This window comes from Bacillus timonensis, assembly GCF_000285535.1.
Taxonomy (GTDB): domain Bacteria; phylum Bacillota; class Bacilli; order Bacillales; family Bacillaceae_L; genus Ferdinandcohnia; species Ferdinandcohnia timonensis.
The window spans coordinates 447,913-467,458 of record NZ_HE610986.1 but is presented as its reverse complement, the minus strand read 5'-3'; the positions used below and the strand labels follow the sequence as shown (position 1 = coordinate 467,458).

The following is a 19,546-nucleotide window of genomic DNA, read 5'->3' as shown; positions in this document are numbered from 1 at the left end:
ATCAGACGATTGACTAAAGGTGGTGTTGAAACGTGATGTCCGCTAAGCAGGAAAAATATCTTTTAGAAGTATATGTAAATTTAAACGAAGAAGGTTACACCCGTGTATCTCAATTAGCGAAGTCATTGAATGTTTCCGTTCCCTCTGTATCAAAAATGGCAAAGAAGTTAAAAGAAGAGGGCCTTATTGAATTTCAGCGTTACGGGATTCTTACACTTACAGAAAAAGGTGAGAGGTTAGCAACGCAATTGGCATTAAATCATGAAGTCCTCACTCGTTTCTTTCATTTAATCCATGTAAAAGATGAGGAGATAGAGGAGGAAGTGAAGAAAGTAGAATCACATATTAGCAGTGACGTCATTAAAAAACTGGATACGTTTCTAACGAATAAGAAGTAGGAGACAAAGGTCCATTGCTTCAATTTGGAAGATGGACCTGTCCCTAAAATCCCCTTATCCTTTTTTACGAACATATAGGCCGTAATCCAGGCGGTAATGGGAATAACGAGAGTAACACTAATTCCTGAGATAAGAATTGTAATCATTTCGGCACTAAAAATCTTTGAGTTCACGACCTCCCCCATTGAATATGATAAATCCTTAAACCATATGAACAGGGCGAGATATCCGCCAAAGAAGGCAAAAAATAACGTGTTTGCGCTTGTTCCAAGGATATCCCTTCCGATGCTTAACCCCGAAGCGAATAACTCTTTCCGACTTAGATTTGGATTGTGGTAATGGATTTCACGCATTGGCGAGGAGATTGCAATTGCTGCATCCGTAATAGCTCCAATCGTACTCATAATGATGACGGAAGCCCCAATTTTAACGAAGTCAACACCGATATAAAGGGAGAACATACCAAGCTCCTCTATTTCTTCTTCCCCAAATCCTTGAATCATAGCCTTGTCCGTGACCACGATAATAAATAAGAGTAATATTACGGTTGTAATAATCGTCGAAATGAAAGCTGTTTTTGTTTTACTATTCACTTCATTTATATAAAAAAGATTAATGCCACTTATCGCAACACAGGCAAACAGGGTTAAGTATATTGGATTTAGATTCTGATCATTCATAAAAATAACCGTAATAAGAAGCACACCAAAGTTGAAGAATAATGCCAAAAATGACCGTACTCCTTTTTTTCCACCGATAAGAGTCATCAGGATAAATAAAATGGCTGCGAGAACAACTAATGTATTCATACTCTTGCCTTCTTTCTGTTCACAAAAAAGATTGTCGTGTATAGACCTATTGGAATTGTTAAGGCAATTCCAATCCCACCTGCTAGTGCACGAGCTAATTCCAGGGACAGATTCATGTTAAGAGTAAAGCCAAGAGGAGAAGCATTTTTAAAATACAGTATTAATAATGGGATAGAGCCACTAATATAGGCGAAAAACAAAATATTTGTCATCGTTCCCATGATATCTCGGCCCACCTCCATCCCCGACTTTACAAGCGCTTTGACGGGGATGTTGTTATTTTTTTCATACAACCCAAAGATTGTAGAGGACATTGTGATGGCTACATCCATTACCGCCCCTAAGGAACCTATAAATAAGCCAGCCATAAATACTGTTTTATATGGTCTTGTAATAAATTGCAGTTCTTCATACCTCAGACCATTTCCAGAAGTTATCGTGATAACAAGATAGGCAGCGGCTAGTGAAACGAATGTTCCCAGTAGGGTCGCAATAATGGCGGAATATGTTTTTTCGTTTAGACCATTAACGAGTAACAAAGAAATAACTGTGAACAGAATAATCCCAATACTACATATCAATAATAGACTCCGGTCTGGTTTGTTTAAATAAAGATCAAGTGCATACGATAAAATGACAGCGTTGATTACAAGCGTGAATATAGAAAATAGCCCTTGTTTTTTACCAACCAAAAGTAATATGAAAATAAAGATCCATGCGACCATCATTAAAAATGTATCACGTTTGACCTCTAGGATCGTTCCGGTTAAATTTGTGTTCCCCTCGTTATTTGCATCAATGGTAACAAACAATTCATTCCCAACATGAAATTCATAATCATATGCTTTTGAGGTTGAGTATTCATTAACTAAATGAATTTGGTTTCCTTTTTCCTTTCCATTTTTTATTTCCGCAATGATGTGTTGTTTGAACAAAGAATCTTTGTTTTCAAATCCATCCATCATTTCCGTCTCATCTTCTAGCTCTACCTCAATAACCTTTGCTATCGAACGTTCATAAAAGGAATAATTGTTATGGACAAACACAATACTGGCCACAAAACAAAGGAAAATAAATATGTAAAATATTTTATGTTTAAGAGTAATCGTTTTATATAAATTCACCATCGAATTCAAAGAAACCCCTCCGAAATACAATATGGAAACTAGTATAGCATAGAGGCAGATTCATCGCCCGCGAACCTGTCCGTCCCAACCACGTAATAAATCATTTTACTAAAACTAATAAGTAACTATACACTTTTTACCTTTAACGGAAACCTTTATCTTACAATTTACTAAACGTATGTAAAACATGTAAAACCTTACCAAACACAACGTAATAACCAAATAAATACCACGAAAATATTTAGTAAAAATAATAATAAAACGTTTACATTTAGTAAAACTCAGAATATAATGAGGATGTCATATAAAAAGGAGGTCAATTATGAAGCTAGTAAAATGTAAATCTATTTTCTTATTATTCATCGCAGCAATGTTACTTTTAGCAGGCTGTAGCTCGACATCTAGTGAAAGCGGTGACGACACTACGAAAGATGGTAAAGTGAAACTTCGCTTTGCAACCTGGGATGTCGGTGATGATGTTGGCTTACAGCAGAAAATGATTGATAAATTCAATGAATCTCACGAGAATATCGAAGTAGTTTTAGAGGCTTACGGAAGTGAATATGATACGAAAATTACAGCGGGTATGGGTGCAAAGGATGCTCCGGACATTATGTATATGTGGAATTATCCAACATACAAGGACGCATTAGAGCCACTTGATTCTTATATGGAAAAAGAAGGGGCTGAGTTCAAAGATAATTTCTATGAAACTCTCTGGAATTATAACTCAGCAGATGGTCAAATCCTAGGATTACCAGTTGGATACACAACACATGTTGTTTACTACAACAAAGCTTTGTTTGATGAAGCGGGTGTTGACTATCCAAAAGCAGGCTGGACCTGGGAAGATCTTCAAGAAACAGCTAAGAAACTGACAAACAAAGAAACGAAAGTATCTGGATTTGCTTTTTCAGGAAAGCCTGACCCATATGATTTTGAAATGTTCTTATGGGGGAATAATGCTTCTTACGTTGATGAAGAAGGTAATTTAAAAGGCAATCTTGATTCAAAGGAATCAATTGAAGTATTTGATATGTTCCAGAACATGGCGAAGGATGGCTACGCTATCACTACTGAGGGTTCTGGGGCAACTGAAATGAAATCTGGTAAAGTTGCCATGTTTGTATATGGCGCATGGGGTCTAGCTCCATTAAAAGAAGCTGGAATTGACTACGGTGTAGTGGAATTACCGAAGTTTAAGGGTGGACAAAGTGTAAGTATTTTAAGTTCGTCTGGAATTTCAATTTCGAAAGATTCTAAGCATAAAGACGAAGCATTTGAGTTCATTAAATTCTGGACGGGTGAAGAAGCAAACAAAGCGAGAATCGATTTCGAACTACCGGTTCTAAAATCTGTAGTTGAAAGCGAAAAGCTTCAGGAAGATGAAATTAAGAGTGTGTTCTATTCCATGCTAGAAAAGAGTGAAGGTTACACTCCTGCTTCCTTTATCGTGGATGACTGGAGCCAAGTTTCAGACAATCTAAACTATGTATTTGAGTCTATTTTTAACCCAAGCACACAAATGAATCCAAAAGAAGCATTAAAGAGTGCTGCTGAGTAAAAATCCTATGGTAAGGCACTTTTCGTTAGTTAAAGTGCTTTACCCTATTTTCTTATTCTGATTTAAGGGGTCATCTTATGTTAAATATAACGAAGAAAGCGAATAGCTATCAGCTAGTAAGTAGGAAAGTACCCTATTTATTTATTTTACCGTGGATCATCGGATTTTTGGTGTTCACTCTTGGCCCATTAGCTTTTTCATTAATCATGAGCTTTTTTGATTGGCCAATTACAAGTGCACCAAGCTTTGTGGGAATCGAAAACTATAAAACGATGTTTACGGACGACCCACAATTCTATAAGTCTTTAACTATTACACTTAAATTTGCCGCGATTTTTGTACCGTTAAACTTAGTAATCGCTCTAATTCTAGCACTCCTCATTACTCAACCATTAAGAGGAATTAAAATTTTCCGTACCATTTTCTATTTACCTGCCGTTGTTTCCGGAGTTGCGATTTCAATAATTTGGGGCTGGATTTTTAACTCTGAGTACGGAATTTTAAACTACTTACTTTCATTAGTTGGCATTGAAGGACCAAGATGGCTTGTTGATCCAAAGTGGGCAATCCTGACAATCGTAATTGCGAGTGCCTGGGGTGTCGGAACGATGATGCTAATCTTTTATACAGATATAAAAGGAATCCCACCTGAATTATATGAAGCTGCAGCTATCGATGGGGCGGGCCCGTTTCGTCAGTTTTTCAGCATTACAATCCCAAGTATTACGCCAACCATTTTATTCAACGTAATTACATCGGTAATTGCGGCACTACAACAGTTAACACTTGTTTTACTTTTAACCGGTGGAGGTCCATTAAAATCAACCTATTTCTACGGACTTTATGTGTATAACAATGCCTTCAAACATCATGAATTAGGGTATGCAAGTGCAAACGCATGGTTTATGTTCATCGTCATTTTAATCTTAACGATGTTAATTTTTAAATCATCATCCACATGGGTATTTTACGAAAATGAAGTGAAAAAAGAAGGGAAGAAGAAAAAATGAGAATGTCAAAGAAATATAAAATCATCATGTACAGCCTTCTTGGATTATTTTCACTTTACTTCTTACTACCATTTGTGTGGGTAATCCTTTCTGCGTTAAAAACAGAGGCTGAAGTGTTTAGCTTTCCACCAAAAATTTTCCCAGATGTACCGCAATGGGGAAACTTTATGGATGCATGGAACAGTCAACCGTTTGGAACATATTTTAAAAACTCAGTCATCGTAACCGTGATGACCACTTTAGGACAGTTGATCTCGTGTTCCTTAGTTGCATACGGTTTTGCCAGATATGATTTCAAATATAAAAATGGACTTTTTATCTTGTTACTTGCAACAATGATGATTCCTTGGGACGTAACAATGATTCCGTTATATATGGAGTTTAATATGTTCGGATGGATTAACACTTTAAAGCCACTAATTGTCCCAGCGTTTTTTGGATCAGCGTACTATATCTTTTTATTACGACAATTCCTTATGAATATACCAAAGGATCTTGAAAATGCCGCGAGAATTGATGGAGCAAACGAATTCCAGATTTACTTTAAAATATTCGTACCGATTATGAAGGCCCCCCTTATCTTAATCGCCGTATTAAATATTTTATTAGTATGGAACGATTACTTAGGTCCATTAATTTACCTTCAGGATCAATCAAAATATACATTGGCACTAGGACTTGCAGCGTTTAAAGGAATTCATGATCTTCAAATTCTACCAATTATGTCGATTACACTAGTCATGATTATTCCACCAGTTCTCGTATTCCTATTTGCTCAGAAGTATATTGTTGAAGGAATTAGCGGCTCTATTAAGTAACTATTTTTTAGCGCGTACTACAGTTACAGCCTTCGGCGGATGCCGCAGATTTTTCATAGGTAGTTTTTCGAGGCAAGTTCGAAAAAAATCTGGGCGCAAATACGCCATGGCGCATTTGATTTACAACACAGAAATGCGGAGGAAGATATTATGCGACGAAAGATGAAAAGATGGGAGAACATCCAACTGACGGGGATTAACAGACTCCCTGCCCATACCGATTTTTATAGATACGATACAAAAGAGAAAGCAAGAACATTAAATCGAGAAAAAAGTATTGGATATAGATTGCTAGATGGGGTGTGGAAGTTTTTATTTGTAGATGCACCTGAACTATCACCAAAAGGATTTGAGGCAGAGGACTTCACAATTGAAGGTTTAGACGATATCGAGGTACCGTCAAGCTGGCAAATTAAGGGCTATGGAAACATGCATTATACAGATGTATTGTACCCATTTGCCATCAATCCGCCATTTGTACCACAGGAAAATCCAACGGGGATTTATTTTAGAGAAGTAATGGTGGACGAGCTAACAGATGGTGAGGCTCTTATTCTAAAATTCAATGGGGTGGACTCTGCATTTGATTTATATGTGAACGGCCAGCATGTCGGCTACAGCAAGGTTTCCAGAGTACCGTCTGAATTTGATATTACAGAGTACTTGAAAAAAGGTAGTAACCGTCTAACTGTAAGAGTTTATCAGTTTTCTGATGGTACGTACCTTGAAGACCAGGATATGTGGTGGTTATCCGGAATTTTTAGAAGTGTGGAGCTTTTTAAAATTAACAAGGACACCCTTCAAGATGTCTATGTAGAAACACTTCCTGATGAAAACTATGAACATTTCACGTTGAAAATTGCTGGGGCATTTTTAACCAATCGTGTAAAAGGTTTATTCGCAACTCTATACCATCAAGGTGAAAAAGTAGATACATTTGATATTGAAGTAGTCGGCGGTAAATTTGAGACAAGTAGATTCGTTGAAAGTCCACTTTTGTGGAATGCAGAGGAGCCTAACCTTTATCAACTTCAATTTGAATATTGCTTGCCAAACGGTGACCAGGAAATTGTGCCACTACGAATTGGCTTCCGTGCAATTGAGGTTATAGATAACGAAATTCGGGTCAATGGAAAACGCGTTTTCTTTAACGGGGTGAACCGCCATGATTCACATCCGAAGACTGGTAGAACGGTAAGCTATGAAGATATGCTTCAAGATATTAAAATGATGAAACAATATAATATTAACGCGGTTCGGACAGCACATTACCCAAATAATGATGTGTTTTATGATTTATGTGATGAATATGGTCTATACGTCATCGATGAAGCGGACCTTGAGTGCCATGGCTTTGAAAACACAGGTAATTACAATTGGATTTCTGATAATGAGCTTTGGGAAAAACAATATGTCGACCGTGCTGTAAGAATGGTAAAAAGAGATCGTAATCATCCAAGTGTGATCATGTGGTCACTAGGAAATGAATCTGGTGCAGGACGCAACTTTACGGCGATGTACAATGCAATCAAAGCAATTGATTCAACTAGACTTGTACATTACGAGGGTGATAGAGTTGCTGCATACAGTGATGTTTACACAACTATGTACACTCGCCTAAAACCACTTGAAGAAATCGGCAAAGACGCAGAAGGCAAGAAGCCTCATATTTTATGTGAATATGGCCATGCCATGGGGAACGGCCCTGGTGGTTTAACAGAGTACCAAGAGGTCATGCGAAAGTATCCTCGATTACAAGGTGGCTTCATTTGGGAATGGTGTGACCATGGAATCGAAACAACCAATGAAAATGGGGAAACCATCTATCTATATGGCGGGGATTACGGAGACTTCCCGACAAACGGAAATTTCTGTATTGATGGGCTTGTGTTCCCGGACCGAACGCCATCGCCAGGACTTATCGAATATAAAAAGGTAATCGAGCCAATTGTAACTGAAGAAGTAGACCTAGCTGAAGGAAAAATCAACGTGAAGAACGTATACGATTTTAGAAATCTAAGTGGAATCATCCTTCATATTGAAGTGAAATCCTTCGGTGTGCTGATTGAAGAAAAAGAAATCAAGTTACCGAGTATCCCAGCACATGAAGTAGCAGAAGTCGTTTTGCCGGTAGACCTTAAGAAGGCTACTCAGTATGACGATGTTCGTATTTACCTAAGCTACCGTGAAGCTGAAGACACTCTTTACGCGAAAAAAGATCATGAGATTACAAAAGAAAGCTTCTTATTAGCCTCTACAAAAGTTGATAAAGAAGTGAAGGTGGTTGCACAGACTGGATCTGATTTCGTGATTGAAGAGGAAGCAACCCTGCTTACAATTGAAAACAACATGCTCAAAGCTGTCTTTTCAAATGTGTACGGAACACTTGAGTACTTCGAATCTGAAGGGGAAAAAATTATCAACAAAGGCCCAGAAGTAACGCTTTGGAGAGCGATTATTGACAATGACATGTACAAAAAGGATGACTGGACGAATAAGTACTTCCTAAAAAATACAAAAGAACACCTTAGTGAAGTTTCTTACGAAATGGCCGAAGAGCATGTGGACGTCATTGTCACGAAGTTCTTATCAACCGTCAACCAAGCATGGGGTTTTCACCTAACATACAACTACCGAATGACGAAAAATGGTGCCCTAAACATTGACGTAAAAGGTGAAAAAGTGCTACGTGGTAAGGAAATTCCAGACATGCTACCACGAATCGGGGTAACAATGCATCTTAATCAGGATTACAACCAGGTCACTTGGTATGGCCGCGGAGATTCTGAATCCTATCAGGATACAAAACGCAGCCAACCAATTGGACTTTATCGTAAGTCCGTTCAAGACATGCATACCGACTATGTATACCCGCAGGAAAATGGGGCACGTTGTGACACCTCTTTCCTAACTCTCGCCAAAGGTGAGCACACCTACCTCATCAATTTTAAAGAGGAGCATGATTTCACGATTCATGATTATGAAACGGGTGCTCTTGAAGAGGCCAAGCACCGTGGGAATATTAAAAAGTCACCGTTCAATGTGTTGACGATTGATTACAAGCAAAGCGGTGTTGGAAGCAATAGTTGTGGTGAAGAACAGCTACCTCCATATCGTACAGTTATCGAAGACTTCCGCCTTCAATTTGAAATAAGAAAGATTGAAAAGGATCATCTAGTAGAAGAAAGTAAATTTTTTACAGCGCGCTAAGAGTTAAGCTAGAGAGAAAGTATTTAATGTCTGGGATAATCAAAAAACTAGTGTAGATAAAGTCAATACTGACTTTAACTACACTCTGAAGCAGGGGGAAACCCTGCTTATTCCATAAAGGAGAATGATAGATGAAAGTAGATATTCGAGAAATTCCTTTTTCACGATTTGGTTCCTATTTTTGTGTATCACAGGAAAAGGATTCAGAGGAAATTTATATACGAGATGTTCATGGTGGGGATGACGCACCATCGAAGCTTTTTAAATTCGATCTTTTGCTGAATGGCGTTGAAAAAGAGTTTGACATCCTGGCTACTGAAACATCCTTGCGTTTTTACTTACTAGATGATTTAGGAAAATATGCGGAAATCATCATTCCAGAAGAAGATGAGCTCCATATTAAAGTAAAAGGAGTCGAAGTTCGCTTACAAGCTAGTAAAGTGAAGTATGACACTTTACATGAATATGAAGATGGCATGTTTGAATATCACATCTATCCGAAGGAATTAAAGCTCATGATTAGTAAGCTCTCTGGTGAAATGTCCGTAGATGCACCGTGGAATGTAATCGGCAATGACTTTATTGATATTCGCATGAAGGATGGTCACTTTGTCATCGAAAGCTATCGAACTGTCTTTAAGACGAAGGAGTACGCAAGCTTTGAGGCCGGAAAGGAAAAGGTTGAAAAGCTCTATCAAGAATGGGTAGAAAATCTAACTGAGAAAAGCAAGGTTTACCAAGCATCAATTGACCGTGCTGCTTATATTACTTGGTCAAGTGTCGTTCACCCACATGGCCTTTTAAAAGAGTACGCGATGTATATGTCAAAGTTATGGATGTATAACATCTGGTCTTGGGACAATTGTTTTAATGCGTTGAACTTAGGCGCAAAATACCCAGAACTCGCCTACTCTCAGTTGAAAATCTTCATTGATACTCAGGATGAATCAGGGGCATATCCTGATTTTGTGAATGATAAATTTGTATCATACAACTGTATTAAACCGCCTATCTTTGCATATGTTTATGAAAAACTCATGAATGTGAATGACTATTTTAAGGAAGAGAGCCGACTACGAGAGATTTATGAATCAACAAAAAAGGTGATGAACTATTTTGATTGTTATCGAACGTATGAAGGCAGACTTCCACATTATAAGCACGGCAATGACTCGGGTTGGGATAATGCGTCATTGTTCCATCGTGGTATGCCGGTTGAAGCTCCAGATCTAGCAAGCTTTTTAATTCGAACATATGATATTTTAGCGGAATTTGCTAGAACACTTGGAGAAGAAGCGGAAGCAAAGCAATTTAAAGCAAAAGCAGACTCACTTTTTGCGTTGTTAATGGAACGACTTTACGATGAAAAAGGGTTCTTTGGCCGTGTGGGCAAAGATGCTGAAAAAATGGATATCCGCTCAAGCTTGATTTTACGTTTGCCCGTGTTAATCGGATATCGTTTAGACAAAATGGTGATGGATCAGCTTGTTGATGACCTAGTGGAAAACTTTGAAACGAAATACGGATTTGCAACGGAAATGCCATCAAGTTCATTTTATAAGGAAAATGGCTATTGGCTTGGACCAATTTGGGCCCCTGTCACATATCTTTTTGTTGATTCATTAAAAAGTTTTGGCTACAGTGAAATTGGAGAGAGAATCAGAGAGAAATATTTACAACTAACACTTGTCGGCGGAATGGCAGAAAACTTCGACCCGCATAGCGGAAAAGGGCTCGTCGATACCTCCTTCACGTGGACATCAAGTGTCTTTCTTCAATTAATGGGACAAGGGGACAGGTTCGCTGTCCCACTAGAGTAAAAAAACGGGACAAGAGGCCTTTCCCTTGAGTCCCATGGTGGAGGTTTACATGAGAAAATATATGGGGGAACTAGGTCTTACATTTGTAGCCATTATTTGGGGAAGCGGGTTTGTGGCAAGTGCAGTGTCGCTTGATCACTACACACCATATCAAATTCTTGCAATCCGTTTCTTTGTTGGTGTCATTTTGTTAAGTCTTGTCTTTTTTAAGAAACTAAAACATATTAAAAAGAGCACGATAATGAAAGGAACAATTATAGGAATCTTTCTATATCTGGCATTTGCTTTGCAAACGGTTGGATTGGTATATACGACACCATCGAAAAATGCCTTTTTAACAGCTGTGAATGTAGTCATCGTACCTATTATTGCCTTTTTTATCTTTAAACGAAAAATGGATAAGTTTGAGCTTTTGGGGGCGGTGCTCGCGGTTACGGGTGTGGGTGTGCTTTCGCTGCAACTATCAGGAGGCGTCAATTTTGGGGACTTCCTTACCTTATTATGTGCAGTCGGCTTCGCATTCCATATTTTCTACACGGCACAGTTTGTGAAGGATGAAGACCCGGTGCTGTTAACGGTTATTCAAATGGCAGCTGCCACTGTATTAGGTTTTATCGTCGTCCTTTTCAAGGGAGAAACTGATTTTACGGCTAGCGTTGAAGGGGTATCTGCCGTTCTTTACTTAGGTGTGTTTTCAACAACAATTGCCTTTTTGCTACAGACAGTTGCACAGAAATTCACAACCGAGACGAATGCGGCCATTATTTTATCAACAGAAGCATTCTGGGGTATGGTATTTTCGGTCATCATTTTAAGTGAAGTTTTAACTGTAAGAATGATTATCGGGGCAATCGTAATCCTTCTAGCAATTATCATTGCTGAAACGAAATTGAAATTTTTCAAGAAGAAAAGCTACAAAGAAGCAGTGTGAAGCTGGTATTTTTTGTATTACAATAAAGACATGTAACTATATTTAGTGGAAGCCCCACTTCTTCTAAATATAGTTAAAGCCTCCGGCGGATGCTACGATTTTTCAAAGGGGATTTTTCGAGCAAGCTTGAAAAGAATCGGGCTCAAATTGCCAAGGCACATATGATAACAAAGTGGGTATGATAAATGGCGACAATTAAAGATATAGCGGATTTAGCACAGGTTTCCATGGCAACTGTCTCTCGGGTTTTAAACTATGATGAAACGTTGAATGTTACCCCAGAGACAAAAAAGCGGATTTTTGAAGCGGCAGAGGAATTAAATTATGTCATTACCCCGAAAAAGAAAAAGACGAAAAAGAAGGGGTTGGTTGGACTTTATTATTCCTATTCACTGGAAGAGGAATTGGTCGACACCTATTACCTTTCCATTCGGGTCGCTTTAGAAAAGAAGCTTGAAAGTATGGGCATGGAAATCATTAAAATCTCCAAAGACGACACAAAGAGAAGTATTTCTAAATTGGATGGAATCATCTGCCTTGGAACTTTTAAAAAGGCAGATATTGAATTGATTAAGAGTTTTGATAAACCGTCTGTGTTCGTTGACTCAAACCCAGATGAAGACCAGTTCGATGCCGTGGTGATTGACTTTAATTCGGCTACGAAAAAGGCACTTAACTATTTAATTGACTTAGGTCATAAAAACATCGGCTTTATCGGCGGTGTTGAAACAGACATGTTTGGCAATCGGTTTAAAGACTTACGCCAAGACGTCTTTGAATCTTATTTAAAGGAAAAAGGAATTTTCAATGAGGAATTCGTTAAAATTGGCGGTTACAATCCAAAGGATGGCTACCAGATTTTAAAGGAAATGCTAAGCAAGGACGAAAAACCAACAGCCCTGTTTGTTGCCAATGATACGATAGCAGTAGGCTGCTATAAGGCTGCATATGAACTAGGTGTAAAAATTCCAGAGGATCTCAGCATTGTTGGCTTTAATGATGTATCTTCAGCACAATACATGTTGCCTCCGCTGACAACAGTAAAGTTATACACAGAGATTATGGGAGAAGCCGCAGTTGATTTACTGCTCGAGCGCATCGCAACAAAGCGAGAAATCTGCAAAAAAATAACCATACACACGAAACTCATTGTTAGAGGAAGTGCAACAAAGGCTAGGCCATAAGTTAAAAGCTATGGAAAGTGAAAGGTTACTTGTAAAGTGCAAAATTTACAAGCAGAAATCACAGGTTACATTCAAATTCACATCAAACAGGCTTAGAGAAAAACAAGATTCTCTAAGCCTGTTTATTCTCAAAACACTTTAGTTTGCTAATGTACTAAAAAATTCCATTGACAGGTATTTTCAATTTGTGCTAAGTTTATTATCGTTAGTTCATTACTCTAATATGTTAGCAGACTAAAGCGTTTAGTAATCTATCATATTCATAGGAACGAAAGAACGCAATCATAAATGGAAAAAATCAATCTAATATAAAGGTGGCTTTATTCATCATGAAACGTAATGCAACAATTTTTCTAGCTATAATCAGTATATTTTTATTATTAGTAGGATGTTCAAATTCAAATTCTAATGGCTCAAAGGATGATAATACAATAGTGATTGGAATTGATGATAAATTTGCTCCTATGGGATTTAGAGATGAAGATAATGAAATCGTAGGGTTTGATATTGACTATGCAAAGGCTGCTGCTGAAAAGATGGGTGTAGAAGTCAAATTTCAACCTATTGATTGGAAAACAAAAGAATCTGAACTAAGTAGTGGTAGAATCGATTTAATTTGGAATGGGTATACCATTACAGATGAACGAAAAGAAAAAGTTCTTTTTACAAAACCATATTTGAAAAACGCACAAGTTATTGTAACTCTAGCCGATTCCGATATCAAAAAAGTAGATGATTTAGAAGGAAAAACTGTTGGTCTTCAGTCTCTTTCTTCTGCAGCGGATGCTTTAGAATCTAGCCCGATCAAATCAAAAATTAAAGAGGTTACAGAGTTCTCTGATAATGTGTTAGCTTTAAATGATTTAAAAGTTGGCCGTTTGGATGCGGTTGTTATCGATGAGGTTGTCATTAACTATTATTCATCTAAAGAGGCTGGTACATTTAAAATTCTTGAAGAATCACTTGCTCCTGAAGAATATGGTGTAGGTGTGAAAAAAGGAAATGAACAACTGCTTGAGAAACTACAAAAAGCTTTAGATGAAATGAATGAAGATGGTACAGCAGCAGAAATTTCTAAAAAATGGTTTGGTGAAGATAAGGTTTTAAAATAAATTAGCGAATATAGGCGAAACAGGATTTCCTGGTGGGAACCCTGTTTTGTTTTTTGGAGGAATCTTCATAATGTCTTATGAATACTTAATCTCAATCCTTATGCCCATGTTAGAGGGTGCTCAAGCAACCATACTACTGTTCATAATCGCCATTTTAATATCTATTCCTTTAGGCTTTGGTCTAACTTTAGCCGTAAAAAGTAGTTTAAAACCTGTTTCATGGTTGGCGCAAGGATATATATATGTAATGCGTGGAACACCACTTCTTCTACAACTCTTGTTTATATGTTTTGGGCTTCCAATGCTACCAATCGTGGGAGAATATCTAGTACTAGACCGTTTTGTTGCTGCTACGATTGGCTTTATCTTAAATTATTCTGCATACTTCGCAGAGATTTTTCGTGGAGGCTTGTTAGCGATTGATAAAGGGCAATATGAAGCAGCTCAGGTGCTTGGTTTTAATAAATGGCAAACTACCACTCGTATCATTATTCCACAAATGTTTCGGATTGCACTGCCTGCAGTGGCAAATGAATCGGTGACCTTAGTAAAAGATACTGCCTTACTATACGCAGTAGCAGTACCAGAGCTATTGCATTTTGCCCAAACGGCAGTAAATCGTGACTTTACAATTATTCCTTACTTTGTAGCAGGTATTATCTATTTATTGATGACAATCATCTTAACGATTCTGTTTAAAGGCATTGAAAAACGCTTGAAATATTAAGGATAAGGAGTGGAGGGTGTGGCGATAATTGATATATCCAACCTCAAAAAATCATATGGCCAAGTAGAGGTTCTTAGAAAAATAAGTTTTGAAGTAAATAAAAATGATGTTGTCGCGATTATTGGACCTTCCGGATCAGGTAAAAGCACATTACTTCGAAGTCTTGTTTACCTTGAAGAAGTAAACGGAGGCAGTATTAGAGTGGATGGTGAAGATCTTGTGAAGGATGGGGTCTATTCCAAACCACAAAAGATTAAGCAAATCACTTCTAAGATGGGGATGGTCTTTCAACATTTTAATCTCTTCCCTCATTTAACAGTTAAAGAGAACCTAGAACTTGCTCCAAAATTGGTTAGAAAAGAATCTCCATTAGAGATCCAAAAGAGAAGCGAAGAACTACTTGAGAAAATTGGACTAGCCAATTGGGCAACATCATACCCATCTACCCTTTCCGGTGGTCAAAAGCAAAGGGTAGCGATTGCACGTGCTTTAATGATGAACCCAGAAATCTTATTGTTTGATGAACCAACATCAGCACTAGACCCAGAATTAACGGAGGAAGTCTTACAGGTTATGAAAAAGCTTGCGGAAGAGCAAATGACGATGATTGTCGTGACACATGAAATGGGATTTGCGAAGGAAGTTGCCAATAAGGTGATTTTTATGGACAAGGGAGAGATCATCGAATCAGGTCATCCTGATGAACTATTCTTACATCCGCAACATGAACGTACAAAATCTTTTTTGTATCGAAATCTAAAGTAGTAATGTGAATAACTGTAACAAACGGGGTGCGTGAATCCAATGAGGATTACGCACTTTTATTGTTTTAGCGTAGGGTGGAGTAGTTGGGATAGTTAGCTTGTTATCTATCCAAGTGAAAAAAGTCTTTTTATCATTTTGTACAGTAAGATTAAGTTTTTATAGGTTTCGTGTTTTGTTAAATGTATTATTTCGTATCATCCATCCAAATACTAGGTAAATATAACGTCAAAGCAAAAAAATAGAAAAGGTGTACGTGTATGTTATCTTCTACGCAAGGCAGCTATGTGACAGAATATCATGTAGGGTTGGTTATTCTTTCAATCATAATCGGAATTTTTACCTCTTATGTTGCACTTCATTTAGTAAATCAACATTTGAAAAATAAAAGAAATGATAAGTTTTCGCTGGTCTCAGCCTCATTTGTAATGGGTGGAGGTGTATGGGCAGTCCATTTTATTGGAATGTTAGCGGTCCATATTAAAGTAACTGTTACCTACAATATTTGGCTCGTCCTAGCCTCCTTATTTTTGATTGTGATGTTTTCAATTCTTTCTTTTTCCCTTATGTGCAAAGGGAAACAAACAAAATCAGTGGCGATTAGTAGTTTATTAATGGGTCTCGGAATTTTTAGCATGCATTATTTAAGCATGCGATCGATGCGAATGGAGGCCAATCTTTCCTATTCGACGATGTTGTTGCTGATTTCACTTTTGGTGGCCATTTTCGGGGCTTGGGTTACATTTGCTCTATTTTCTTCCTATCGTGATGAAAACTGGTATCGGATTGTCGGCCCCATTACGTTTGGTAGCGGCATCGCTGGTATGCACTATATTGGAATGAGTGCGACATCTTTTGAAAAAATGCATTTTCATTCTCAAGAAGGCTTTGCAGGATATGTTTTATCTGGATATACAATCGCAACAGCCATTAGTATTTTCATTCTCATTTTGCTTGCTCTTCTCCTTTTTCAAGCAAGTCGCGATAATCAGCTAAGATCTCGTTTATTAGTTAGTGAGGAACACTATAAACGTTTAGTAGAATTAGCGCCTGTCGGAATCGTTATTCATAAATTTGGAATTGTTCACTATATCAATCCGACCGGTATTAAAATTTTAGGAGGCACCCATTAAGGGCAAATCCTTGGAAAGCATTTTCTTGACTTCATTCATCCAAATTACCATCAAATGATAAAAAGCAGATGGAAGACAATTCGTAACGATAAGTCTGTTGGAGTAATGGAAGAAGAAATGATTCGGCTCGATAAAAAGTCCATTTATGCTGAAGTTTCAGGTTTCCCTTATGAAATTGATGGTGAAACATATGTACAAGTCTTTTTCACAGATATTACGGCTAGAAAAGAAGCCGAGACAATGATGTATCATTTTGCGTTTTATGATGCATTATCTGGTTTGCCAAATCGGAGGTACTTTGCCCAAGAACTGAACAAAGCAATTGACAAGGGCCAACCTCTTTCCGTGTTATTTCTTGATTTAGATGGATTTAAAGATGTTAATGATACATACGGTCATGATGTAGGTGATACGCTTATTCAACATATTTCAACAAGATTAAAGGATCTTTTACCGGAAAAGGCTGTTGCGTCAAGGATGGCAGGTGATGAGTTTAACATCTTCATTCCGGATACAAATGTTGAGGATACAAAACAATTGGCTAAAACAATCATCCATTCGATACAGGAAGATGTTGTCATTCAAGATAAGTCTATTTTCGTAACCTCAAGTATTGGCATTGCGTTTTTTCCGGAAGACGGAGACACAGCAAAGGCCATCATGAAACACGCGGACATGGCCATGTTTGAAGCAAAACGAAAAGGGAAAAACCAGTATCATGTTTACAATAGCTAGTAATGAACAGCTTTTTCATACAGGTAAAAAGTTGTGGTTTTTAGTGATGGCTGATTAATAAGTCATGTCTCTTGCTTTGGAGGATAAGCTACCTTTTTCCTATCTTTTCCTCTTTTCCTCCTTTCTTGTTGTTCGCCTAAAATTTGGATACTATAATTACCTTTGGAGAAAAGATAGGAGGAGAGTTATGGAGAAAAAATGGGGAAGTATACTTATAACATTGGTAGTTGCAGGTTTTTTAACCGCTTGCGGTAGTTCAAATGAAACTGCAAAAAATAATGACGAGCCTGATACGACTATAGAAGACAAAGAGACAAATGCTCAGGAAGCGGGCACAAAAGTAGAAGAAACAGAAAAAATAAGGATGAAGCTGATGAAAAGGAAGCAGAAGTGATTCGATCTTCAGGTGAAGATAAAGAAAAGGAAGCACAACCTGCTGAAAACTTATTTGATTCAGACAAAGTCATCTATTATGATAATGACGCTGTCGAAATTAAGCTAACAAATGCTTCATTTGTTAGAGAGTTTTCAACGTCCAATGCAGATCCTAATGATACATGGGCAACTCGTGGTACAACTTCTGATTCGCAAATCTACTTTCATATAACAGGTACTATTAACAATGATACAACAGAAATTTTTAACTATGGTCACAAGCTTGCTCCGGTAAAATTCTTTTTATTATATGATGGGAAACATGAGTTTGAAAGTTTAGCAGCAACCGAAGAAGAGAATGGTACAAAATTTGGTGGGGCTAGTGTTGATCCGTTAACAAAGGGGAATGTACATATCTATTTCCAAGTTCCAACACCTGTTTCTGAAACTGATAAACCATTAGTTCTGAAAGTGCTCTTAGGTGAAGAAGAATTTGAATTGCCGATAAGATAAAAAATAGATAGTGAGAAACACAAGGTAAGGCTGAGCAAGATTATTTGCTTGGCCTTTTTTTATAAACTTCATATATAGATAAAAGGAGCATAATTGCTTTTCAAGTCTTTCAAATTCTGGTAACATATTGGCAATACATAAATCGGAGGAAGTGCTGATGAACAAACGGATGGCGGGGCTTTACATTGCAGCGGGTGCGTCATTATGGGGGATTATTGGCTTATTTGTAAGCAACTTGTATGAAATTGGCTTTACGCCACTACAGGTTGTAACAGTAAGAGCAATCGCTGCCTCCATTTTTCTGATTACATATGCTCTTTTAAAAAATCCCCAAGTCTTCAAAATCAAAGTAACGGATAGCAAATACTTTATTGGAACTGGAATCATAAGTATTGTCTTTTTTAACTGGTGTATGTTTGTTGCGATTGAGGAAACCTCGATTTCCGTTGCGGCCATCTTGCTTTATACGGCACCAGCGTTTGTCACGATTTTTGCAAGAATCCTATTTAAAGAGAAATTGACCATTCGAAAGATGTTGGCACTTGTGGTAACAATTGTGGGCTGTGCCTTTGTCGTCGGAGTCTTTCCAAACTTTACAGGTACAATCTCACTCTTCGGGCTAGTAGTAGGAATTGCTTCCGGCTTCTTTTACGCTCTTTATAGTATTTTTGGCAAGTTTGCTCTCGAAAAATATGATTCTCTTACCGTCACAGTGTATACGTTTATTTTTGCAGCAGTCGCCGTAACACCGTTCAGCGGAATTTGGTCGGTGGCAAATCTGTTTACAGAACTAAAATCATGGATTTATATTATTGGACTTGGTTTTCTTTCTTCGATGATGGCGTTCATCCTATATACAAAAGGATTACAGTATATTGAGTCAAGTCGGGCATCTATTATTGCAACGATTGAACCTGTCGTTGCTGCAATTATTGGCTTTTTTATCTTTCAAGAAACATTGCTCATGTGGCAATATATTGGGATTATCATGGTAATAGCAGCCGTAATCATCGTTCAAGAAAAGAGTGAAAAGCTTCCAAAAAAAACGTTGATGGATAATGAGACATCTTTATAATCGAGGTGAATTTTGAAAAATGAAAATTGCATTTATCATCGTAATTATCCTTGGTATCGCTGCATTACTCGGAACAGTTTTGATTGCAGGAAAAGGGGATGCAAACTACCGTGAAAAGACGAAAAGAAACAGCATAAACTTAACAGTCATTTATGCGGTGGTTATCCTGCTTTCACTGATTGCCGTTGGGGTTTATATTAGATTTTATGTGTAACATGTGTCAGCCATTAAAGTGTCCATATG

Annotated in this window: 18 protein-coding genes and 1 pseudogene; 17 read left to right on the top strand and 2 right to left on the bottom strand. The window is 37.7% G+C overall.

The features are described from left to right. Nucleotides 1-35: 35 nt before the first annotated feature. Nucleotides 36-398, top strand: coding sequence for a metal-dependent transcriptional regulator (locus BTHG_RS27925; protein ID WP_148361198.1), 363 nt, complete (start codon nt 36-38; stop codon nt 396-398). Between the two features lie 59 nt (nt 399-457). On the opposite strand, the pseudogene BTHG_RS11060 reads toward BTHG_RS27925, so the two are convergent. After that, nucleotides 458-1,207, bottom strand: a pseudogene (locus BTHG_RS11060) (YibE/F family protein); the annotation flags it as partial. After that, entirely contained in the window at nt 1,204-2,334 is a 1,131-nt protein-coding gene (locus BTHG_RS11055; protein WP_010676808.1) for a YibE/F family protein, read from the bottom strand. The pseudogene BTHG_RS11060 and the gene BTHG_RS11055, both read right to left, overlap by 4 nt. A gap of 322 nt (nt 2,335-2,656) precedes the next feature. Here BTHG_RS11055 and BTHG_RS11050 point away from each other — a divergent pair, with 322 nt between their 5' ends. From BTHG_RS11050 to BTHG_RS10975, 16 genes are all read left to right on the top strand, one after another. After that, the gene (locus BTHG_RS11050; RefSeq protein ID WP_010676807.1) at nt 2,657-3,898 is read left to right on the top strand and encodes an ABC transporter substrate-binding protein; all 1,242 of its coding nucleotides are present in this window, start codon (nt 2,657-2,659) and stop codon (nt 3,896-3,898) included. A gap of 77 nt (nt 3,899-3,975) precedes the next feature. After that, nucleotides 3,976-4,908: a carbohydrate ABC transporter permease gene (locus tag BTHG_RS11045; RefSeq protein WP_010676806.1), complete on the top strand. Its 933-nt coding sequence runs from the start codon at nt 3,976-3,978 to the stop codon at nt 4,906-4,908. Beyond that, nucleotides 4,905-5,726: a carbohydrate ABC transporter permease gene (locus tag BTHG_RS11040; protein ID WP_010676805.1), complete on the top strand. Its 822-nt coding sequence runs from the start codon at nt 4,905-4,907 to the stop codon at nt 5,724-5,726. The genes BTHG_RS11045 and BTHG_RS11040 overlap by 4 nt, the downstream gene beginning before the upstream one ends. A gap of 150 nt (nt 5,727-5,876) precedes the next feature. Continuing rightward, nucleotides 5,877-8,936 carry a glycoside hydrolase family 2 TIM barrel-domain containing protein gene (locus tag BTHG_RS11035; protein WP_010676804.1) on the top strand — a complete coding sequence of 1,020 codons (3,060 nt, stop codon included), beginning with the start codon at nt 5,877-5,879 and terminating at the stop codon, nt 8,934-8,936. Nucleotides 8,937-9,067: 131 nt separating this feature from the next. After that, the gene (locus BTHG_RS11030; protein ID WP_010676803.1) at nt 9,068-10,756 is read left to right on the top strand and encodes an amylo-alpha-1,6-glucosidase; all 1,689 of its coding nucleotides are present in this window, start codon (nt 9,068-9,070) and stop codon (nt 10,754-10,756) included. Between the two features lie 49 nt (nt 10,757-10,805). Beyond that, the gene (locus BTHG_RS11025) at nt 10,806-11,687 is read left to right on the top strand and encodes a DMT family transporter (protein ID WP_010676802.1); all 882 of its coding nucleotides are present in this window, start codon (nt 10,806-10,808) and stop codon (nt 11,685-11,687) included. 185 nt (nt 11,688-11,872) lie between these two features. Further along, entirely contained in the window at nt 11,873-12,871 is a 999-nt protein-coding gene (locus BTHG_RS11020; protein WP_010676801.1) for a LacI family DNA-binding transcriptional regulator, read from the top strand. Between the two features lie 329 nt (nt 12,872-13,200). Continuing rightward, complete coding sequence (locus BTHG_RS11015) at nt 13,201-13,983, top strand: amino acid ABC transporter substrate-binding protein (RefSeq protein ID WP_010676800.1); 783 nt, start codon at nt 13,201-13,203, stop codon at nt 13,981-13,983. Between the two features lie 70 nt (nt 13,984-14,053). Then, complete coding sequence (locus BTHG_RS11010) at nt 14,054-14,710, top strand: amino acid ABC transporter permease (RefSeq protein WP_010676799.1); 657 nt, start codon at nt 14,054-14,056, stop codon at nt 14,708-14,710. Nucleotides 14,711-14,728: 18 nt separating this feature from the next. Further along, nucleotides 14,729-15,475 carry an amino acid ABC transporter ATP-binding protein gene (locus BTHG_RS11005; RefSeq protein ID WP_010676798.1) on the top strand — a complete coding sequence of 249 codons (747 nt, stop codon included), beginning with the start codon at nt 14,729-14,731 and terminating at the stop codon, nt 15,473-15,475. Between the two features lie 257 nt (nt 15,476-15,732). Beyond that, a complete protein-coding gene (locus BTHG_RS11000; protein WP_010676797.1) occupies nt 15,733-16,605 on the top strand; it encodes an MHYT domain-containing protein in 873 nt (290 codons plus the stop codon). Nucleotides 16,606-16,611: 6 nt separating this feature from the next. Continuing rightward, nucleotides 16,612-17,340 carry a sensor domain-containing diguanylate cyclase gene (locus tag BTHG_RS24700; protein WP_269719501.1) on the top strand — a complete coding sequence of 243 codons (729 nt, stop codon included), beginning with the start codon at nt 16,612-16,614 and terminating at the stop codon, nt 17,338-17,340. Nucleotides 17,341-17,527: 187 nt separating this feature from the next. Continuing rightward, nucleotides 17,528-17,734, top strand: coding sequence for a hypothetical protein (locus BTHG_RS10990; RefSeq protein ID WP_010676795.1), 207 nt, complete (start codon nt 17,528-17,530; stop codon nt 17,732-17,734). Then, nucleotides 17,731-18,228 (top strand): hypothetical protein, encoded by a 498-nt coding sequence (locus tag BTHG_RS10985; protein ID WP_010676794.1) that lies wholly within the window; start codon nt 17,731-17,733, stop codon nt 18,226-18,228. Before BTHG_RS10990 ends, BTHG_RS10985 begins: the two co-directional genes overlap by 4 nt. 157 nt (nt 18,229-18,385) lie before the next feature. Next, complete coding sequence (locus BTHG_RS10980) at nt 18,386-19,303, top strand: DMT family transporter (protein WP_010676793.1); 918 nt, start codon at nt 18,386-18,388, stop codon at nt 19,301-19,303. A gap of 19 nt (nt 19,304-19,322) precedes the next feature. After that, nucleotides 19,323-19,517, top strand: a complete 195-nt coding sequence (locus BTHG_RS10975) for a hypothetical protein (protein WP_010676792.1) — start codon at nt 19,323-19,325, stop codon at nt 19,515-19,517. The last annotated feature ends 29 nt before the right edge of the window (nt 19,518-19,546 follow it).

Coding starts and splice junctions, on each gene's coding strand:
- BTHG_RS11010 (WP_010676799.1), top strand. CDS start 14,054: ATGTCTTATGAATACTTAATCTCAATCCTTATGCCCATGTTAGAGGGT.
- BTHG_RS10980 (WP_010676793.1), top strand. CDS start 18,386: ATGAACAAACGGATGGCGGGGCTTTACATTGCAGCGGGTGCGTCATTA.
- BTHG_RS11035 (WP_010676804.1), top strand. CDS start 5,877: ATGCGACGAAAGATGAAAAGATGGGAGAACATCCAACTGACGGGGATT.
- BTHG_RS27925 (WP_148361198.1), top strand. CDS start 36: ATGTCCGCTAAGCAGGAAAAATATCTTTTAGAAGTATATGTAAATTTA.
- BTHG_RS11045 (WP_010676806.1), top strand. CDS start 3,976: ATGTTAAATATAACGAAGAAAGCGAATAGCTATCAGCTAGTAAGTAGG.
- BTHG_RS11020 (WP_010676801.1), top strand. CDS start 11,873: ATGGCGACAATTAAAGATATAGCGGATTTAGCACAGGTTTCCATGGCA.
- BTHG_RS11050 (WP_010676807.1), top strand. CDS start 2,657: ATGAAGCTAGTAAAATGTAAATCTATTTTCTTATTATTCATCGCAGCA.
- BTHG_RS11000 (WP_010676797.1), top strand. CDS start 15,733: ATGTTATCTTCTACGCAAGGCAGCTATGTGACAGAATATCATGTAGGG.
- BTHG_RS11030 (WP_010676803.1), top strand. CDS start 9,068: ATGAAAGTAGATATTCGAGAAATTCCTTTTTCACGATTTGGTTCCTAT.
- BTHG_RS10975 (WP_010676792.1), top strand. CDS start 19,323: ATGAAAATTGCATTTATCATCGTAATTATCCTTGGTATCGCTGCATTA.
- BTHG_RS10990 (WP_010676795.1), top strand. CDS start 17,528: ATGGAGAAAAAATGGGGAAGTATACTTATAACATTGGTAGTTGCAGGT.
- BTHG_RS11025 (WP_010676802.1), top strand. CDS start 10,806: ATGAGAAAATATATGGGGGAACTAGGTCTTACATTTGTAGCCATTATT.
- BTHG_RS11040 (WP_010676805.1), top strand. CDS start 4,905: ATGAGAATGTCAAAGAAATATAAAATCATCATGTACAGCCTTCTTGGA.
- BTHG_RS11055 (WP_010676808.1), bottom strand. CDS start 2,334: ATGGTGAATTTATATAAAACGATTACTCTTAAACATAAAATATTTTAC.
- BTHG_RS11015 (WP_010676800.1), top strand. CDS start 13,201: ATGAAACGTAATGCAACAATTTTTCTAGCTATAATCAGTATATTTTTA.